The following is an 18,105-nucleotide window of genomic DNA, read 5'->3' on the forward strand; positions in this document are numbered from 1 at the left end:
TGAACAAACAGGACGCCCCGTGGTTCGCCCCCCGCTCAAGCCTTGTCGCCGCCCTTGAGGCGCTTGTTGCACTTGCTCCAGTACTGAGGCCATTTCGGCCCCTGCGCGGCTTTCTGCGCGTCGGTGAGGGCGCGCCACTCGGAGCCGCAGGTCTTCTGCCGGTCGCGGGTCGCGGACTGGCCGGGGCTCGGCTGCTTCGCTGTCGGTGCTGCCGGGACCTCCGCGGCAGGCGCCTGCCTGGTCGGCGCTTCCTTGGCCGGCACTTCCTTGGCGGATGCATCCTTGGCCGATGCATCCCTGGCGAGGACGGGTTGGGCCGCGAGCAGCGGCACGGACAGGATCGCGATCCTGACGAGACGATCAATCATCGGATATTCCCCCTCGGGCGACGTTGCGACGCCCGAGCCGCAGTTTCGCCGCTCGCCAGCCGAGCGAGCAAGCCCGACGCGGCAGCCGCCAACAGCTGCGGCAACGCTTCGGCAGATCGGTGGGACCGGGTTCGCGATGCCTTTGCGCGGCACCTTCGCGCGATGCCCTTGAGCGCGGAAGGGAAATCGTCTTCACTGCCCGGATTGTCCGGAAACGGCGGAGGACCACCGCGCCGCCGACGATTGGGTCCAGGAGCAGGCAGAGCATGGCAGCGGTATCCGGGCGGCCGATCGACGTCCATACCTGGAGTACGCCGAACGGCTGGAAGGTCCCGATCATGCTGGAGGAGTGCGGGCTCCCCTATCGCATCGTTCCCGTGGACATCGCCAAGAACGAGCAGTTCGCCCCCGATTTCCTGGCAATATCCCCCAACAACAAGATCCCGGCCATCGTCGATCCTGACGGGCCCGGTGGACAGCCGATCTCGGTCTTCGAATCAGGCGCGATCCTGCAATATCTCGGCCGGAAGACCGGGCAGATGTATCCGACCGACGAGCGCGCCCGCGTCGTAGTCGACGAGTGGTTGTTCTGGCAGGTGGCGGGCTTCGGGCCGATGCTCGGGCAGACGCACCACTTCAAGATCTACGCGCCCGAGAAGGTGCCCTACGCGATCGACCGGTTCACCGCCGAGGCCAAGCGCCTCTACGGGGTGCTGGAGCGTCGCCTCGAGGGTCGGGCGTTCCTCGCCGACGATTACTCGATCGCCGATATCGCGACGTTCACCTGGGCGAAGCTGAACTTCAAGCAGGGCGTCGACATCAACGCCCTGCCGAACGTGGCCCGGTGGCTCGAGAGCATCCTGGCGAGGCCTGCGGTGCAGCGCGGCCTCGCATCGATCTGACCTCCGGTCAGTTCTTGTTGGCGGCCTGCTGGTTCACGTCGGGCACGCGCGTCCAGGTCTGCGAGCCGCACAGGATCTTGAGCATGCAGCCCGAGACGTTGAGTTCGGCCTCGCTCTCGCGCTCGAGGCTGACCGTGTAAATCTTGCCTTCCTCGATGTTGTAGAGTTCGCCGGTGTACTTCTCGTCATCCGGCTTGAGGCCCTCGATCAGCTGCAGGCCGATCACCGGCCGGGCGCGCTTCTTCGGGTCGGGATTCTTGAGGTCGGTGCGCGGGCTGCCGTTGTCGAAGGTCGGCGTCTTGAGCCAGACGACCTTGCCGCAGACGAGCTTCTGACCGGGGCCGCAGCGGTCGATCCGGATCTTGGCGCGTCCATCGCCGGTGAGCCAGGTACCGGACGGATCCTTGCCCGTGTCGGCCGAAGCGGCCGTGAGGCCGGCGAGAAGCAGGCTGGCGCTGAGAGCGAGGCGCATGGTTCGTCTCCGGGATTGGGGCGTCCGCGGACGCCCGAGGGGTGGACGAAGTCGGTTGGTGCGCGACTGAGCCGCCGCAATCGGGCGATTTTTCGGCGGTGTTGCGGCAGAGCCACGGCCGCGCTTGTCCCGCCCGGTCTCGCCGCGCAGCTTGAGGCACGGGGGGGCGCCCGCTATAAGCCCGGCGCCGAAGCGAAATTCTCGCTGCCGCGGCGTGTCCGGATCGCCGGGGCGCCGCAAACCTTTTCCACAGACAGACCGGACGCACCATGGCCACCGAGCGCACCTTCTCGATCCTGAAGCCCGACGCGACGCGCCGGAACCTCACCGGCGCGGTCAACGCGGTCATCGAGGAGGCCGGCCTGCGCATCGTCGGCCAGCGCCGCATCCGCATGACCAAGGAGCAGGCCGAGAAGTTCTACGAGGTGCACAAGGAGCGCCCGTTCTTCGGCGAGCTCGTGACCTTCATGACCTCCGGCCCGGTCGTGGTTCAGGTCCTCGAGGGCGAGAACGCCGTGGCCAAGTACCGTGAGGTCATGGGCGCCACGAACCCGGCCCAGGCCGCCGACGGCACGATCCGCAAGAAGTTCGCCGAGTCCGTCGGCGAGAACACCGTGCACGGCTCCGACAGCGCCGAGAACGCCAAGATCGAGATCGCGCAGTTCTTCAAGGATTCCGACATCGCCGCCTGAGGCGACGGGCGGTGGCGGGTTGGGCACACCGACCCGCCATTTGCATGCACTGCACCCGGCGGCGCCGGGAATGCCGCCCTGTGTGACCGGGCCGTCCTTGACGGGACGGAGCCCGGAAGCGTCCAACGGCCGAGCTTAGACAACCTCAGCCTTCGGACCACCCGACCATGACGATGCGCCGCCTGCCCCTGCTGATCGCGACCGGCCTGTTCGCCCTCGGCGCGACCGCCGCCCTCGCGGGCGGATCCACGGCCCCGTTCCAGCAATACGAGCCGGATCCGGCGCTCAAGACCGCCAGCAAGTCCAATCTCGAAGGCCGCGTGCGCCACGCCTGCACCGTCGTCCAGGCCCGTTTGACCAGCGCCACCGAGGCGTCCCTGGAGCGTCCCTGCGGCTGCTACGCCCGGCAGACCCTGCGCAGCCTCGACACCTCCGAGATCGAGGCCTACCGGGCCACCGGCTACTTCAATGACACCGCCCGCGCGAAGGCGCTCGCGGCTCTCGACAGCTGCAAGCTGCAGCGCCCGGTCTGAGGACAAACCCGCGGGGTTGCCTCGGGCAACCCCGCGGGAGCATGCGCAGCAAGGCAACCGGGGACGACGGGGCGATGCCCGATCGCTGCGCTCCGCCCGGTGGCGTCGGGGCGACCCGTGCTGTCAGCGGCGCGAGCTTCCCGCGGTCGTGCTGCGCGCCGCCGCAGGTGTCTCCCTGAACGCGCCCCTTCCCATCCACCTCCTCATCCCGAGGTGCTGGAGCGCAGTGAAAGCCTCGAAGGAGGGCGCCAGAAGTCGCGAGCTCCGCCGTAAAGCTTCGGGGCGGGTGCGCCGCACCTCAGGATGCGGGCGTGGATGGGATCAGCCGGACCAGGACGCGGGACAGGCCCTCAGAGGCTGAACAGCACGCCGTCCGGCGCCGTATCGGCGATCACCACGCGGTCGCCCTCCAGGCGGGCGCGGCCGCCCGCCACCAGGGCGAGCACCGCCGGGTAGAGACGGCGCTCTTGAACGATCACCCGGTCGGCGAGGCTGTCGGGATCGTCGTCCTGGCGGACCGGGATCGCGGCCTGGGCGACGATCGGGCCGGCATCGAGTTCCGGCACGACGAAATGGACCGTGCAGCCGTGCAGGCGCACGCCGGCCTCCAGCGCCTGCCGGTGGGTGTGCGTGCCCTTGAACAGGGGCAGGAGCGACGGGTGGATATTGAGCATCCGCCCGGCCCAGGACGCCACGAAATCCGTCGTCAGGATCCGCATGAAGCCCGCGAGGCAGACGAGGTCGATCTCGGCCGCCCGCAACGCGGCGTCGAGGGCGGCGTCGAAGCCGGCGCGGTCGGCGAAGGCCCTGTGGTCGATCGCCTGGGTCGGGATCCCGGCCGCGGCCGCCCGGGCGAGGCCCGCCGCCTCCGGGCGGTTCGACAGGACCAGCACGATCTCGGCCGGATAGGCGGGATCCTCAGCCGCCTCAAGCAGCGCGACCATGTTCGAGCCGCGCCCCGAGATCAGGATCGCGACGCGGGTCTTGCGGACGGTTGCCATCAGAGGGCGAGGCGTCCGCTGAAGGTCACGGGCTCAGCGCCCCGCGCCGTGATCCGCCCGAGGCGCACCGGCGTCTCCCCGGCCCGGGTGAGGGCCTCGTCGACGTCGTCCACCGCGTCGGCGGCTGCGATCACCACCATGCCGATCCCGCAATTGAAGGTGCGCAGCATCTCGGCCTCGGCGACGCCGCCCTCGCGGGAAAGCCAGCCGAAGACCGGCGGCGGGGTCACGGCGTCGAGGTCGACGGCGATGCCGACCGCGTCCGGCAGGACCCGGGGAAGGTTGTCGGGGAAGCCGCCGCCCGTGATGTGGGCGAGCGCCCGGATCCCGTCGGTGGCACCCAGCGCCGCGAGGAGCGGCTTCACGTAGATCCGGGTCGGCTCGAGCAGCGCCTCGCCGAGGCTGCGGCCCGGGGCGAACGGCGCCGGCGCGTCCCAGCCGAGTCCGGTCTTCGCGACGATCCTGCGAACCAGCGAGAAGCCGTTGGAATGAACCCCGGAGGAGGGCAGGCCGAGGACCACGTCGCCTGGCCGGATGCCGGGCCGCGGCAGCAGCGTGCCGCGCTCGGCGGCCCCGACCGAGAAGCCGGCGAGGTCGTAGTCGGACCCGTCGTAGAGGCCGGGCATCTCGGCGGTCTCGCCGCCGATCAGCGCGCAGCCCGCCTGTCGGCAGCCCTCGGCAATGCCGCGCACGATGTCGGCGCCGACGCCCGGGACCAACTTGCCGGTGGCGTAGTAGTCGAGGAAGAACAGCGGCTCGGCGCCCTGGACGATGATGTCGTTCACGCACATCGCCACGAGGTCGATGCCGATCGTGTCGTGACGCCCGGTCTCGATGGCGATCTTGACCTTGGTGCCGACGCCGTCGTTGGCCGCGACCAGGATCGGGTCGCGGAAGCCCGCGGCCTTCAGGTCGAACAGGCCGCCGAACCCACCGATCTCGGCGTCGGCGCCCGGGCGCCGCGTCGAGCGCACCAGCGGCTTGATCGTCTCGACCATGGCGTTGCCGGCATCGATATCGACGCCCGCCGCCGCGTAGGTCAGCCCCGTTTTCGGCTCGTTGCCGTCCTTGGCCGTCATGCCCGCGCCACCTCGCTCCAGATTGGCCCCGCTCTAGCGGCTTCCCGCGCCCCGCGCGAGTCGGCGCGGCGGCGCCTTGATCGGCGCGCCCCGCATACCCACTCTGCCCGCTGGCGTGGTGTGCCGCGAGGGGGAGCATCATCGTGCGCGCACGGGCTATCATCGGGCTGGCCGCTGTCGTCGCCCTGGGACTGATCATCTACCTGCTCCGGGAGGTGATGCTGCCCTTCGTGGCCGGCATCACGCTGGCCTATCTCCTCGACCCCCTGGCCGACCGGCTGGAGCGGCTCGGCCTCGGGCGGCTGGCGGCGAGCCTCCTGATCCTGGCGCTGTTCGTCGTCGTCCTCGTGGTGACGCTGCTGATCCTGATCCCCCTCACGGCCAATCAGGTCGTGGCCCTGGTCAATGCGCTGCCCGGGATGGTGTCGCGCCTTCAGGCGATCATCGCCGAGCGCTCCGGGAGCCTGCTCGAGCGTGTCGGCGGCGCGAACGTTCTCAACGAGCTGCAATCCTCCGTCGGAACGCTCGCCACCCAGGCCGGGACGTGGCTGCTCGCATTCCTGAAGTCGCTCTGGTCGGGCAGCCAGGCGCTGATCTCGATCGCCTCGCTGCTGGTCGTGACGCCGGTCGTCGCCTTCTACATCCTCGTCGATTGGGATCGGATGGTCGCTTCCATCGACGGCTGGGTGCCGCCGCGGCACCGGGCGACGGTGCGCGAGCTAGCCCGCCAGATCGATGGGGCGGTCACCGGCTACGTCCGCGGCCAGACCCTGGTCTGCCTCATCCTGGGGAGCTTCTACGCGGTTGGCCTCTGGCTGGTCGGGCTCAATTTCGGCGTGCTGATCGGTCTGATCGCCGGATTCCTGACCTTCATCCCCTATGTCGGCACGCTCACCGGCTTCCTGCTCTCGGTGGGCGTCGCGCTGGTCCAGTTCTGGCCCTCCGGCGACTGGCTGCATCTGGGGCTGACCGTGGGCGTCTTCCTCGTCGGCCAGTTCCTGGAGGGCAACGTCATCTCGCCGAAGCTCGTGGGCGACTCCACCGGGCTGCACCCGGTCTGGCTGATGTTCGCGCTGCTGGCGTTCGGGACGCTGTTCGGCTTCGTCGGACTGCTCCTCGCCGTCCCGATCGCGGCGTCGATCGGCGTCCTCGTGCGCTTCGCCCTGGCCCGCTATCTGGAGAGCCGCCTCTACCATGCCGGCCAGCCGATCCTGATCGAGCAAGACGGCAAGGCCGCTTCGGCCTTGACCTCCGCGGGCGGGGGATGATCCTGGGCGACGCATGCGCGAGAACGCACCACCCCGCCAGCTGGCCTTCGACCTGCCCCTCGACCCGCGCTACGGGCGCGAGGACTTCCTCGTGGGTCCGGCCAACGAGGCGGCCTACACGCTGATCGAGGCCTGGCCGGACTGGCCCGACAGCGTCCTGGTCCTCACCGGACCTTCCGGCAGCGGCAAGAGCCATCTCGCGGCGATCTGGGCGGAGCGCGCCCATGCCTGGACCCTCCCGGCCGCCGAGCTGGGGGCCGACGCGGTCCAGCACCTCGTCTCGAACGGGGCGCTGGTCATCGAGGATATCGATCGGGCGGAGCGGCTCGACGAGGCGGCGCTGTTCCATCTGCTGAACCGCGCGCGGGAGCGCGCCTGCCCGGTGCTGCTGACCAGCGCGACCGGGATCGACGCCCTCGGCCTCGCGACGCCCGACCTCCGCTCGCGGCTTCGCCTGGCCCCGCGCATCGCCATCGAGGCGCCGGACGACGCCCTTCTGCGGGCCGTCCTGGTCAAGCTGTTCGTGGACCGGCAGCTGGTCGTCGATCTCGGCGTCATCGATTCGCTCGCCCTGCGCATCGACCGGTCGCTGGGCCGCGCCCGGGATGTCGTCGCAGAACTGGATCGCGACGCCCTCGGACGCGGACGCCGGATCAGCCGGCCGCTCGCTCTGGCGGTGCTGCGCCGCATGGGGCTGGACGACGAGGCCGACCCGGCCGGCTGAACGCCGAATGCTGCGGCCGTCACGAAACCGTCGTGAAGGCCGCAGGTCTAGGATGATACACGCTCCGCCGCCGCGAGGAGCGCCGCGCAGAGACAGGGATCGGGGATGGAATCGACGCAGAAGCCCGTGGACCGCGACGCCGCCGAAGAGGCCGCCGAGCCCCGTCGGCGCGCGGCGGCCAATCCGGCGGTGCGGCGCGCGCCCGCGCCCAGGCGTCAGCAGGCCGACCCCGCCGCCGCGGACGCCAATGACGAGTGGCCGGCCGCAGCCTCGCCTCCGGCGGAGCCGGTCGTCGGCGCGGCCCGTGAGCCGGTGCTGGAAGCGGGGCGGTCCCTGCGCCACTCGCCGGAGCGCTTCGTGAACCGCGAGCTGTCCTGGCTGCAGTTCAACCGGCGCGTCCTGGAGGAGGCGTCGAACCCGAACCATCCGCTGCTGGAACGCCTCCGCTTCCTGTCGATCTCGGCGAACAATCTCGACGAGTTCTTCATGGTCCGCGTCGCCGGCCTGATCGATCAGGTGCGGGCCGGGATCACGGTCCCGTCGCAGGACGGCCTGTCGCCCTCCGAGCAGCTCGTCCGAATCGGCGCAGAGGTCTCGCGCCTCGCCGCCGACCAGCAGGCCCGCTGGCGAGAGCTGCGCGCGGAGCTGCACGCTGCCGACGTCGACATCGTCGAGCCTGCAGCCCTCACCGCCGAGCAGGCGGCGTGGCTGGAGGAGTATTTCCTCAACCACGTCTTCCCGGTGCTGACGCCGCTGGCGATCGATCCGGCCCACCCGTTCCCCTTCATCCCGAATCTCGGCACCACCATCGCGCTGATGCTGGTGCGTCCGAAGGACGGGCGGCTGCTGCGCGCCCTGATCCGCCTGCCCGGCGTCATCGACCGATACGTGCGCTTGCCGGTGAGCGACAGCGACACCGCGGCACGCCTCATCACCATCGAGCAGGTGATCGGGATGTTCACCGGGCGGCTCTTCCCGGGCTACCTCGTGAAGGGCAGCGGCGCATTCCGCGTCGTCCGCGACTCCGACTTGGAGATCGAGGAGGAGGCGGAAGACCTCGTCCTGCACTTCGAGACGGCGCTGAAGCAGCGGCGCCGCGGCGTCGTGATCCGCCTCGAGGTCGAGGCGGGCATGTCCGAGGATCTGCGCAGCTTCGTCGCCGATGAATTGGAGATTGCCGCGGACGCGATCTTCCTCGTCGAGGGCATGCTCGCCTTGAACGAGCTGTCCCAGGTCGTCGGGATCGACCGGCCGGACCTGAAGTTCAAGCCTTACAATCCCCGCTTCCCGGAGCGCATCCGCGAGAGCGGCGGCGATGTCTTCGCGGCGATCCGGCAGAAGGACTTCATCGTCCACCACCCCTACGAATCCTTCGATTCGGTGGTGCAGTTCCTCGCGCAGGCCGCCCGCGACCCGAACGTTGTGGCGATCAAGCAGACGCTCTACCGGACATCCTCGAACTCGCCGATCGTCGCGGCCCTCGCCGAGGCTGCGGAGCTCGGCAAGTCGGTCACGGCCCTGGTGGAGCTGAAGGCGCGCTTCGACGAGGAAGCGAATATTCGCTGGGCGCGCAACCTCGAGAAGGCCGGCGCGCAGGTGGTGTTCGGCTTCGTCGAGCTGAAGACCCACGCCAAGCTGTCGCTGGTGGTCCGGCGCGAGGGCGACAAGCTCGTGACCTACTGCCATGTCGGCACCGGCAATTACCATCCGATCACCGCACGGGTGTACACGGACCTGTCGTTCTTCACGGCGGATCCCGCGATCGCGCGGGACGTGTCGCGCATCTTCAACTTCATCACCGGCTATGCCGAACCGGCGGAGCTGGAGCGGATGGCGGTCTCGCCGCTGACCCTGAAGAACCGGCTTCTGGAGCATATCGAGGCGGAGGTCGCCCACGCGAAGGCGGGGCGCCCGGCGGCCATCTGGATCAAGTGCAACTCGCTGGTCGACAGCCAGATCATCGACGCGCTCTACGACGCCTCGGCTGCCGGTGTTCAGATCGACTGCGTGGTGCGCGGCATATGCTGCCTGCGGCCGGGCATTCCCGGCCTCTCGGAGACGATCCGGGTCAAGTCGATCGTCGGCCGGTTTCTGGAACACGGGCGCATCTATGCGTTCGGCAACGGGGTCGGGCTGCCGCATCCAAAGGCCACGGTCTACATCTCGTCCGCCGACCTGATGAGCCGGAACCTCGACCGCCGCGTCGAGGCGCTGCTGCCGATCACCAATCCGACGGTGCATCAACAGGTGCTCGACCAGATCATGCTGGCCAACCTGCTCGACAACCGTCAGAGCTGGCGGTTGCTCGCCTCGGGTGGCTGCGAACGGATCCAGCCCGCCGACGGCGAGGAGCCGTTCAATGCCCACAAGTACTTCATGACCAACCCCAGCCTCTCGGGACGCGGAAAGGCATCGAAGAAGTCGAGCCCGCGGGCACTGAGCCGTCGCGCGCAGCGCAGCTGAGTTTCGCCGCGCAGCGACGCTGGGTTAAACCTCCCGCACGGCGCGTCGACAGGCGCGTCGGGCTGATGAAGGACTCGGACGTTTGGGCAGCCCTCGTGCCAACCTCACCCTCGCGCATGATGCGGAGGCGATCGACAGCGCCGCCCAGCAGCCGGTCGCGATCATCGATATCGGCTCCAACTCGGTGCGGCTGGTCGCCTATGACGGCCTGACCCGGGCGCCGACGCCGCTCTACAACGAGAAGGTGCTCTGCGGCCTGGGCCGCAACGTTCTGACGACGGGCCGCTTGAACGAGGAGGCGGTGGCCCGGGCGCTCACGGCCCTGGGACGGTTCCGGGTCCTGTGCGAGACGATGCGCGTCAGACAGGTCTTCGTGCTCGCCACCGCGGCGGCACGGGACGCCGAGAACGGTCCCGATTTCCTGCGTGCGGCGGAAGCGGCCTGCGGCCAGGAGATCCAGCTGCTGTCCGGGCGGCGCGAGGCGGAACTGTCGGCCCTCGGCGTGGTCTCCGGGTTTCACGCGCCGAACGGGGTCGTGGGCGACATGGGCGGCGGCTCCCTCGAACTCGTGGACGTTCGGGGGACGGTGGTCGGACAAGGGGTGACCATGCCGTTGGGCGGCCTCGCCCTTCAGGACCTCTCCGGCGGCTCGGTCAAGAAGGCCGCCAAGATCGTCCGCGAGTACATGCGCAAGGCTGCGCCACAGCTCGAGACCCTGCGCGGCCGGACCTTCTACGCTGTCGGCGGCACATGGCGGGCGATCGCGCGCCTCCACCAGGCCGCCCGCGGCTACCCCGTCCACGTGATGCACGGCTACGCGGTGGAGCCGACCGACGAGCTGAGCTTCCTCCAAGTGGTCGAGCAGACCGACGTGGCGCTGCTGCAGGATGTCGACGCGATCTCGGAGGCGCGGCGCCCGCTGCTGGCCTACGGAGCCGTCGTGCTGGAGGAAATCATCCGGGTCGGTCGCCCGCGGGAAGTGGCGATCTCGGCCTCCGGGGTGCGCGAGGGCCTGCTGTTCGAGCAGCTCGACCGCGACACCCGGCTGCTCGATCCGCTTCTGGCCTCGGCGTCGGAATTCAACGTCCTGCGCGCGCGCTCACCCCGCCATGGGGAAGAGCTGATCGCCTGGACGGACCGATTCGTCGCGACCCTGGACGGTCACGAGACCGCCGACGAGCGCCGTCTGCGCCACGCGGGCTGCTTGCTCTCGGATGTCGGATGGCGGGCGCATCCCGATTACCGCGACGAACAGAGCATCGCGGTGATCCAGAACGCGGCCTTCGTCGGCGTCGATCATCCGGGCCGTGCCTATCTCGCCCTGGCCGTGTCCCTGCGGCATTCCGGCCTCGCGCCCGAGAAGGCGAACGCGATGCTGCGGGGGGTCGCCGGTCCGCGCCTGTTCGAACGGGCCCGCCTGCTGGGCGCGCTGCTCCGCATCGCCTTCGCGATCTCGGCCGGCATGGACGGCGCCCTCGGACGGGCACCGCTCGCCGTCGAGGAGGGCCGGGTCGTGCTGCGTCTGCCGCGCGCCTGGGAGCCCCTGAACGGAGACCGTCTCTTGAACCGGGTTCGCGGCCTCGGCCGCGTGATCGGACTCGACGGCCGGATCGAGATCGCGGGCGGGCCCTCCTGATCCGATCCGCGCGGGGCGCGGGCAACCCGACACGTGCGCGACGGATCCGGCGCCCGGATCCCACCGCGCCGCCCGGCAGCGCGGCGCGGTGGGACAGGGCGCGCAATGTCGGGCCGTGTTCCGCTATCGCGGCCCAGCGGCGCTCGTCTCGTCCGCACTATGAGCACCGAGGACCTGCTCGGGTGTCCCGGCCCGCGCGTCTGTATCTTTCGGAGTCCGCCCGTGAAAAGACGTCGGCTCACAGCCGAATGGCGCCAATTAAAGCGCCGATGAAAACCCATGAACTTGTGTCAATATTATAATTTATTTTCTTGTATTTCCTGAAACGCGGCAAAACTGTTTTGCAAGTCGTGATTAAAAATAATATTCGCCTGTCACGATCGATGTTTTGCGACGTAGCCAGGATAGTTTTTCATTGTATGCTGCGATCCCCTCCCAGATTGAGCCTGATTTATGGGGATATTGCGAAATGAAGTGGCTTGGTTATTTATCAATTCGTGTCTTTATGTGTACCACCATATTTTCGATGGCGCTGATGCTTTTGGGATATGGCGGCAACGCTTTGTTCGACGCGCGGAGTAAGGCACGGCAGGCCGAGGAGGCCGTGACTTTGACGCGCGCGAGCCGCCAGTTGCTCAAGACGATTCTTTCGGTGCGCCTTGAGCGGGGAGCTGCCGTCGCCCTGGGCGGTGACGCGGTCGATCAAGACAGCCTGACGGCCTACGCGACCAACCGGGAGGCCGCAGCCGCAGGCTTCAAGACCGTTCAGCATCTGCTGCAGTGCCAGGACGTGCCCAGCGTGACCGCGACGGTGGCGCGGCTGAACGCGGCTCAGGACGCCCTGAACGGGCTCCGCCCCCGCATCGACAATGCTCTGCGCGTCGCGAAGGCCGAGCGGGACCCGACGCTGATGCCCAAGGTGCTGACCACCTTCCAGGAAGCACTCGACGCGCTCACGGTCGCCTCGGACGCCGTGGATTCGGCGATCCCTCGTTCCGACGCGATCCTGCAGCGCCACCTCGTCCTCAAACGATCGGCCTGGAAGAGCCGCGTGGCGATCGGCGATGCCTCCATGCGCGTGCAGGCGGCGCTGGCTGCCGGAACGTCGTGGTCGCTCCCCGAGACCGTAGCGGCGGCCGAGGAGCGAGCCCGGGTCCAGGCGGCTTGGATAAGCACCAGCGAGGCCGCGGCCTCCGTCTCGGACACCACGCGCGCCGCTTTCGAGCGGGCCAAGCGCAGCAATTTCGAGGGCGAGGCTGCCGGAGAGGCGGATGCGATCTTCGATGCCCTGAGCCAGCAGCGGGTGCCCCCCGGCAGGATCCAGGACATCCGCCGACGGAACACCGTCGACCAAATGACGATCGTCGATCTCGCGGACTCGGCCCTCGAGGAGATGGTCACGCGCGCCGAGATCCTCGCGGCGGAAGCGGGCAGCATCTTCCGGCGCAATGCGGGCGCACTTCTGGCCGCCTCGCTGCTCGTCGCCCTGGGCCTTCTCGCCCTGCTCGGCGGAATCCTGCGGCCGATCCGGATCATCGCAACGGCGATGCGCGCCCTGACCCGGGGTGAGACAGCCGTCACGCTTCCCGTAGATGCGTACCGCAACGAGTTCGCGCCGATCATGGCGGCCGTAGAGGCGTTCCGGGAGAACCTGATCCGCACCCGCGATCTCGAGGCCGAGGCCGAGCGGGCGCGGCTCGACGCCGACGAGCAGCGGCGCGACAGTTTGCGCCAGATGGCCCAGCGCTTCGAGCAGGCGGTCGGCGGCATGATCGGCCAGGTCGCGGCCTCGGCCTCGGCCCTCCAGCGCACGGCGCAGACCATGACCGCCACCGCAACCCGGACGGCCGGGCAATCGACGACGGTCGCGGCCGCCGCCGAGCGGGCCTCCGGCAACGTCAACACCGTGGCGGCAGCCGCCGAGGAGCTCGGCACGTCCGTGCAGGAGATCGGACGACAGGCCGACGGTTCGGCGGATCTCGCGCAGAAGGCCGCGGCGGAGGCCGACCGCACGGCGGCGCGCGTCCAGGAGCTGAGCGGCGCCGTGAACAAGATCGGCGCTGTCGTCGGGCTGATCGCATCGATCGCCGAGCAGACCAATCTGCTGGCGCTCAACGCCACCATCGAGGCGGCGCGCGCCGGCGCCGCCGGCCGCGGCTTCGCGGTGGTGGCCAGCGAGGTGAAGGCGCTGGCCGAGCAGACCGCCAGGGCCACCGACGAGATCTCGGCGCAGATCGCCGCAGTGCAGGGCTCCACCGGACAGGCGGTCGCGGCCATCGCGACGATCACGGCGCGCATCGGCGAGATCAACGGCGCGGCGGCCTCGATTGCGGCGGCCGTCGAAGAGCAGGGCGCCGCGACTCAGGAGATCGTCCGCAATGTCGGGCAGGCGGCGATCGGCACCGGCGAGGTCACCAGCAACATCGCCGGCGTCGCGCAGGCGGCCGAGAGCACCGGTCTGGCCGCCAGCCAAGTCCTCGATGCGGCCTCCGCGCTGTCGCACCAGTCCGAGCACCTGACCGCGGAGGTCGGGCGGTTCCTGGGGAGCATTCGCGTCTCCTATGCCGTCTCGGCCGCGCAGGTCGCCCTGGTGCAGGGCAGCTTCGCGACGGTGCAGGCGATCGGCGACGCCGCGGCAGACCTGTTCTACGGACGCCTGTTCGCGATCGCGCCCCACATCCGGTCGCTGTTCCCCGACGATATGACCGCGCAGAAGCGGAAGCTGATGGCCATGCTGGCCCTGGCGGTGACCAACCTGGACAAGCCCGAAGCCCTGGTTTCGACGGTCCGCGACCTCGGGCAACGGCATGCCGGCTACGGCGCGCTGGAGGCGCATTACGAGCCGGTCGGCGCAGCGCTGCTCTGGACCCTGGAACGGGGCCTCGGCGCGGATTTCACGCCGGAGGTCCGGGCCGCCTGGTCCGAGACCTATCGGGTCATCGCCGGTCTGATGACCACGGCGGGGACCGCGCAGGCCGCGTGAGAGGGCTTCCCCGCAGCGGCTCGGGGCGAGGCCGGCCTCTCCGTCCTCACGTGCGGCGCGGTGATCCCGGGCAACGCGACGCCGAACGGCGTGGCGCTGCCGGTTCTCAGGCGACCCGATCGGAGAAGATCGACTTCTTGACCACGGCGTGGACGCCCCAATTGCCGTCCACGACCTGCGTGATCCCGAAATCGACCGCCACCGACATCAGCGAGATCGCCTCGTCCTCGGTCAGCCCCTTCGCGTGCATCAGGAACTGCCGCATCTTGCGGAAGGCGTCGCGCATGGCGAGGTCGATGGAGGATTTCTGGAAGATCGCACTCTGCGCGTCCGGGCCGAGGTCGCGCAGGTAGTTCGGGTAGCTGAAGCCGGACAGCACCCAGTCGTCCCGGGTCTCGATCATCGGGAAATCGAGGGCCTCCAGCGGCGTGCCGGGCAGGTTGGCCTTCTTGTGCAGGATGAACTGGAAGGTGCCGGTGAGCGAGCACTCGATCGCGGTCCCGCACAATTCGGAATCGCCCTGGCTGGCATGGGGATCGCCGACCGAGAACAGGGCGCCCGGCACAGCCACCGGGTAGTACAAGGTCGCGCCCTTGCCGATCCGCCAATTGTCGATGTTGCCGCCGGTGTAGCTCGGCGGGATCGTGTTGACCCGGTCGGCCTCGGCGGGCGCGACGCCCATTGTGCCGAAATGCGGTCGGATCGGCACCCGGATGCCCTTCAGCACCTCGAAGGTCTTCTGCGTCTTCGTGTGATCCACCGGCAGGCCGGGATAGTCGATGGTCGGGTGGGAGACGCCGAACGGATCGGTCACGCCCGGCCAGCGGAAGCTGTAGACCGCCCGCGCCCAGTCGCGCTCCCCGGTGGCGTCGACCTCGTAGATCGTGACGACCTCCCGCTTCTGATCGCCGGTGATCAGGTCGTTGTAATGGTAGCCCCACCAGGCCGCCGCGTTGCTGCCGAAAGCCAGACCCTTGTATTTGGGATTGGCGCAGGGGCGCGGGGCCACGTCGAGGATCCGCACCTCCAGGACGTCGCCGGGCTCGGCGCCGCGGATCGCGACGGGTCCGGTGCAGATGTGCACGCCGAGGCCGCCGCCGGGGCCGATCTTGGCGTCCATAGGGCCGGCGCCGCGGGGCGAGACGGCCATCCTGTCCTTGGTCCAGAGATAGACACTCTCGGCGCCCGGGTCGCCCTGGATCATCCGCTCGGCATCGTCGCTCGCCTGGTGGGTCAGCGTCTCGATGGTGACGAAGTCGCCCGAGCCGATCTCGACCTGCGGCTTGAGGCTGCGGCTGAAGAAGCCCCAATGGACGGTCTCGGCATTGGCCGGGAGATGGTAATGCGCCGTGGCGGCGATCTTGGCGCCGCTCGCCTGGGCGAGGGCCGGGCTCACCAGCGACGGGCCGCCGGCCGCGAAGGCCGCGGCGGCGGCACCGGTCGCCGCGAAGCTGCTCTTCAGGAACGCGCGCCGCTCCGGCTCCAGATCCCGCCGAAACCGGCGGCGGTGCTCCTCGAAGGCGTGGCAGGTTGGATCATCGCCCGCGCACATCGCGTCGTCTCCCGATGGTTTCGTGGCCCCGGGATCGGGAAGCAAATCGACGGCCACGCTCGCGGCCGTCGACAGCCGTGCCTCATTCGGAGATCAGGCCGAGGCCGCTCTCCGCGGGCTCGGCCAAAACGGCCTCGTCCGCCTGAGCCTCGACCACGGCCGCAGCCGTGACGTTGACGATGCCGCGCGCGGTCACCGAAGGCGTCAGGATGTGGGCGGGCTTGGCCGGCCCGATCAGCAGGGGGCCGACCGGCAGGGCATCCGCCAGCACCTTCGCGAACTGGAAGGCGATGTTGGCCGCGTCGAGATTCGGGAAGATCAGGACGTTGGCCGCACCCTTGAGCCGCGAGCCCGGCAGCACGCGGTCGCGGACCATCTCGCTGAGAGCCGAATCCGCCTGCATCTCGCCGTCGACCTGAAGCTCGGGGTCGCGCCGCTGCAGAAGCGCGAGCGCCTCGCGCATCTTCATCGCGGAGGGGGAGTCGGACTGGCCGAAATCCGAGTGGCTGAGGAGCGCGATCTTCGGCGTCAGGCCGAAGCGGCTGACATGCCCGGCACAGGCCTGCGCCACGTCGGCGATCTCCTCGGCGGTGGGATTCTGGCGGACATGGGTATCGGCCAGGAAATAGGCGCCGTTATGCGTCACCACGAGGCTCATCGCGGCGCATTGCTCCACGCCGGGCGCAAGCCCGATCACGTCCCGGATGATGCGCAGCCGCGTCTCGAACCGGCCCTCCAGGCCGCAAATCAGCGCGTCGGCCTCGCCGCGTCGGACCGCGATCGCGCCGATCACCGTGTTGTTGGTCCGCACCAGCGTGCGCGCCGCGTCGGGCGTGATGCCCCGGCGGCCTGCGACTTCCAGATAGGTCTGCACGTAGGCGCGGTAGCGGGGATCGTCCTCGGGATCGATCAACTCGAAATCGCGGCCGTGCTCGATCGACAGGCCGAAGCGCTTCAGCCGGGTCTCCACGACCCGGGGCCGGCCGACCAGGATCGGGAAGGCGACCTTGTCCTCGACGATCGCCTGAACGGCGCGCAGAACGCGCTCGTCCTCGCCCTCGGCGTAGATCACGCGCTTGGGCTCGGCCTTCGCCTTCGAGAAGAGCGGCTTCATGATCAGGCCGGACCGGTGCACGAACCGGTCGAGGCTCTCGACATAGGCGTCGAGATCGGCGAGCGGTCGGCCGGCGACGCCCGAATCCATCGCGGCCTTGGCGACCGCCGGGGCGATGCGCAGGATCAGGCGCGGGTCGAAGGGGCTCGGGATCAGGGATTTCGGTCCGAACGGCCGGGCCTCGCCGCCATAGGCCCGGGCCACCACGTCCGAGGTGGTCTCGTGGGCCAGTCCCGCGATCGCCTTCACGGCGGCCTTCTTCATCTCCTCGTTGATCTTATGGGCGCCGACATCGAGCGCGCCGCGGAAGATGTAGGGGAAGCACAGGACGTTGTTGACCTGGTTCGGGAAGTCCGACCGTCCGGTGCAGATCATCGCGTCCGGCCGCTCCTTCTCGGCCAGATCGGGCATGATCTCCGGATAGGGATTGGCGAGGGCCATGATCAGCGGCTTCTCGGCCATCTCCTTCAGGTATTCGGGCTTCAGGACGCCGCCGGCCGAGAGGCCGATGAACACGTCGGCGCCCGGAATGACCTCGGCCAGCGTCCGCTTGTCGGTCTCCTGGGCGTAGACGTCCTTCCAGCGGTCCATCAGCTCCGGGCGGCCCTTGTAGACCACGCCCTTGATGTCGGTGACCGTGATGTTCTCGCGGGTGGCGCCGAGCGACACGAGCAGGTTGAGGCAGGCGAGCGCCGCCGCGCCCGCGCCCGACGTCACGATCCGGACGTCGGCGAGGTTCTTGCCGGCGAGTTCCAGGCCGTTGAGGACGGCGGCCGCCACGATGATCGCGGTGCCGTGCTGGTCGTCGTGGAAGACCGGGATGTTCATCCGCGCCCGGCACTGCTCCTCGACCTCGAAGCACTCGGGGGCCTTGATGTCCTCCAGGTTGATGCCGCCGAAGGTCGGCTCCAGGGCGCAGACCACGTCGACGAGCTTGGATACGTCCTTCTGGTCGACCTCGATGTCGAAGACGTCGATGCCGGCAAATTTCTTGAACAGGACGGCCTTGCCCTCCATAACGGGCTTCGAGGCCAGCGGCCCGATATCGCCGAGGCCCAGCACGGCCGTGCCGTTGGAGAGCACCGCCACGAGGTTCTGGCGGATCGTGAGTTCGGCGGCCTGCTGCGGGTCGTCGTGGATCGCCATGCAGGCGGCGGCGACGCCGGGTGAGTAGGCCAACGCGAGGTCGCGCTGGTTGCCCAGCGGCTTGGTCGCCTGGATCTCCAGCTTCCCGGGCTTGGGCAGGCGGTGGTAGACGAGCGCCCCGGCCTTGAGGTCCTCGGACATGTTATCGGCCATCGCCCACGCTCCCGCTCAC

The 18,105-nt window shown here is 69.3% G+C and carries 14 protein-coding genes; 8 read left to right on the forward strand and 6 right to left on the reverse strand.

Features of this window, described 5'->3' with window-relative positions; translation table 11 throughout:
* Positions 1-35: 35 nt before the first annotated feature.
* Positions 36-368: a hypothetical protein gene (locus CIW48_RS06430; protein WP_149310058.1), complete on the reverse strand. Its 333-nt coding sequence runs from the start codon at positions 366-368 to the stop codon at positions 36-38.
* A 266-nt stretch (positions 369-634) separates the two neighbouring features.
* Here CIW48_RS06430 and CIW48_RS06435 point away from each other — a divergent pair, with 266 nt between their 5' ends.
* Positions 635-1,270: a glutathione S-transferase N-terminal domain-containing protein gene (locus CIW48_RS06435; protein WP_149310059.1), complete on the forward strand. Its 636-nt coding sequence runs from the start codon at positions 635-637 to the stop codon at positions 1,268-1,270.
* A gap of 7 nt (positions 1,271-1,277) precedes the next feature.
* Here the strand turns inward: CIW48_RS06435 and CIW48_RS06440 are convergent, their stop codons facing one another.
* Complete coding sequence (locus CIW48_RS06440; protein ID WP_149310060.1) at positions 1,278-1,742, reverse strand: DUF2147 domain-containing protein; 465 nt, start codon at positions 1,740-1,742, stop codon at positions 1,278-1,280.
* Positions 1,743-2,011: 269 nt separating this feature from the next.
* Between CIW48_RS06440 and ndk the strand changes: the two genes are divergently transcribed.
* Positions 2,012-2,434, forward strand: a complete 423-nt coding sequence (ndk, locus tag CIW48_RS06445) for a nucleoside-diphosphate kinase (RefSeq protein WP_091777558.1) — start codon at positions 2,012-2,014, stop codon at positions 2,432-2,434.
* A gap of 167 nt (positions 2,435-2,601) precedes the next feature.
* Complete coding sequence (locus CIW48_RS06450) at positions 2,602-2,967, forward strand: hypothetical protein (RefSeq protein ID WP_149310061.1); 366 nt, start codon at positions 2,602-2,604, stop codon at positions 2,965-2,967.
* A 350-nt stretch (positions 2,968-3,317) separates the two neighbouring features.
* Here the strand turns inward: CIW48_RS06450 and purN are convergent, their stop codons facing one another.
* Together purN and purM are read right to left on the reverse strand one after the other, a co-directional pair.
* Positions 3,318-3,968 (reverse strand): phosphoribosylglycinamide formyltransferase, encoded by a 651-nt coding sequence (gene purN / locus CIW48_RS06455; protein ID WP_173009194.1) that lies wholly within the window; start codon positions 3,966-3,968, stop codon positions 3,318-3,320.
* The gene (purM, locus tag CIW48_RS06460; protein WP_091777564.1) at positions 3,968-5,047 is read right to left on the reverse strand and encodes a phosphoribosylformylglycinamidine cyclo-ligase; all 1,080 of its coding nucleotides are present in this window, start codon (positions 5,045-5,047) and stop codon (positions 3,968-3,970) included. Before purM ends, purN begins: the two co-directional genes overlap by 1 nt.
* A 143-nt stretch (positions 5,048-5,190) precedes the next feature.
* On the opposite strand from purM, the gene CIW48_RS06465 reads away from it, so the two are divergent.
* From CIW48_RS06465 to CIW48_RS06485, 5 genes are all read left to right on the forward strand, one after another.
* Positions 5,191-6,315 carry an AI-2E family transporter gene (locus CIW48_RS06465; RefSeq protein ID WP_149310063.1) on the forward strand — a complete coding sequence of 375 codons (1,125 nt, stop codon included), beginning with the start codon at positions 5,191-5,193 and terminating at the stop codon, positions 6,313-6,315.
* Positions 6,316-6,328: 13 nt separating this feature from the next.
* Positions 6,329-7,039, forward strand: a complete 711-nt coding sequence (locus tag CIW48_RS06470; protein ID WP_149310064.1) for a hypothetical protein — start codon at positions 6,329-6,331, stop codon at positions 7,037-7,039.
* A 105-nt stretch (positions 7,040-7,144) separates the two neighbouring features.
* Positions 7,145-9,502, forward strand: a complete 2,358-nt coding sequence (locus CIW48_RS06475) for an RNA degradosome polyphosphate kinase (RefSeq protein ID WP_149310065.1) — start codon at positions 7,145-7,147, stop codon at positions 9,500-9,502.
* A gap of 82 nt (positions 9,503-9,584) precedes the next feature.
* On the forward strand, positions 9,585-11,138 hold the full coding sequence (gene ppx / locus CIW48_RS06480) for an exopolyphosphatase (RefSeq protein WP_149310066.1): 1,554 nt from the start codon (positions 9,585-9,587) through the stop codon (positions 11,136-11,138).
* Positions 11,139-11,607: 469 nt separating this feature from the next.
* On the forward strand, positions 11,608-14,121 hold the full coding sequence (locus CIW48_RS06485) for a methyl-accepting chemotaxis protein (RefSeq protein ID WP_149310067.1): 2,514 nt from the start codon (positions 11,608-11,610) through the stop codon (positions 14,119-14,121).
* A gap of 106 nt (positions 14,122-14,227) precedes the next feature.
* Here the strand turns inward: CIW48_RS06485 and CIW48_RS06490 are convergent, their stop codons facing one another.
* Complete coding sequence (locus tag CIW48_RS06490) at positions 14,228-15,673, reverse strand: acetamidase/formamidase family protein (protein WP_149310068.1); 1,446 nt, start codon at positions 15,671-15,673, stop codon at positions 14,228-14,230.
* Positions 15,674-15,755: 82 nt separating this feature from the next.
* On the reverse strand, positions 15,756-18,086 hold the full coding sequence (locus CIW48_RS06495) for an NADP-dependent malic enzyme (RefSeq protein ID WP_149310069.1): 2,331 nt from the start codon (positions 18,084-18,086) through the stop codon (positions 15,756-15,758).
* Positions 18,087-18,105 lie beyond the last annotated feature (19 nt).

The organism is Methylobacterium sp. P1-11, from assembly GCF_008329595.1.
GTDB lineage: Bacteria > Pseudomonadota > Alphaproteobacteria > Rhizobiales > Beijerinckiaceae > Methylobacterium.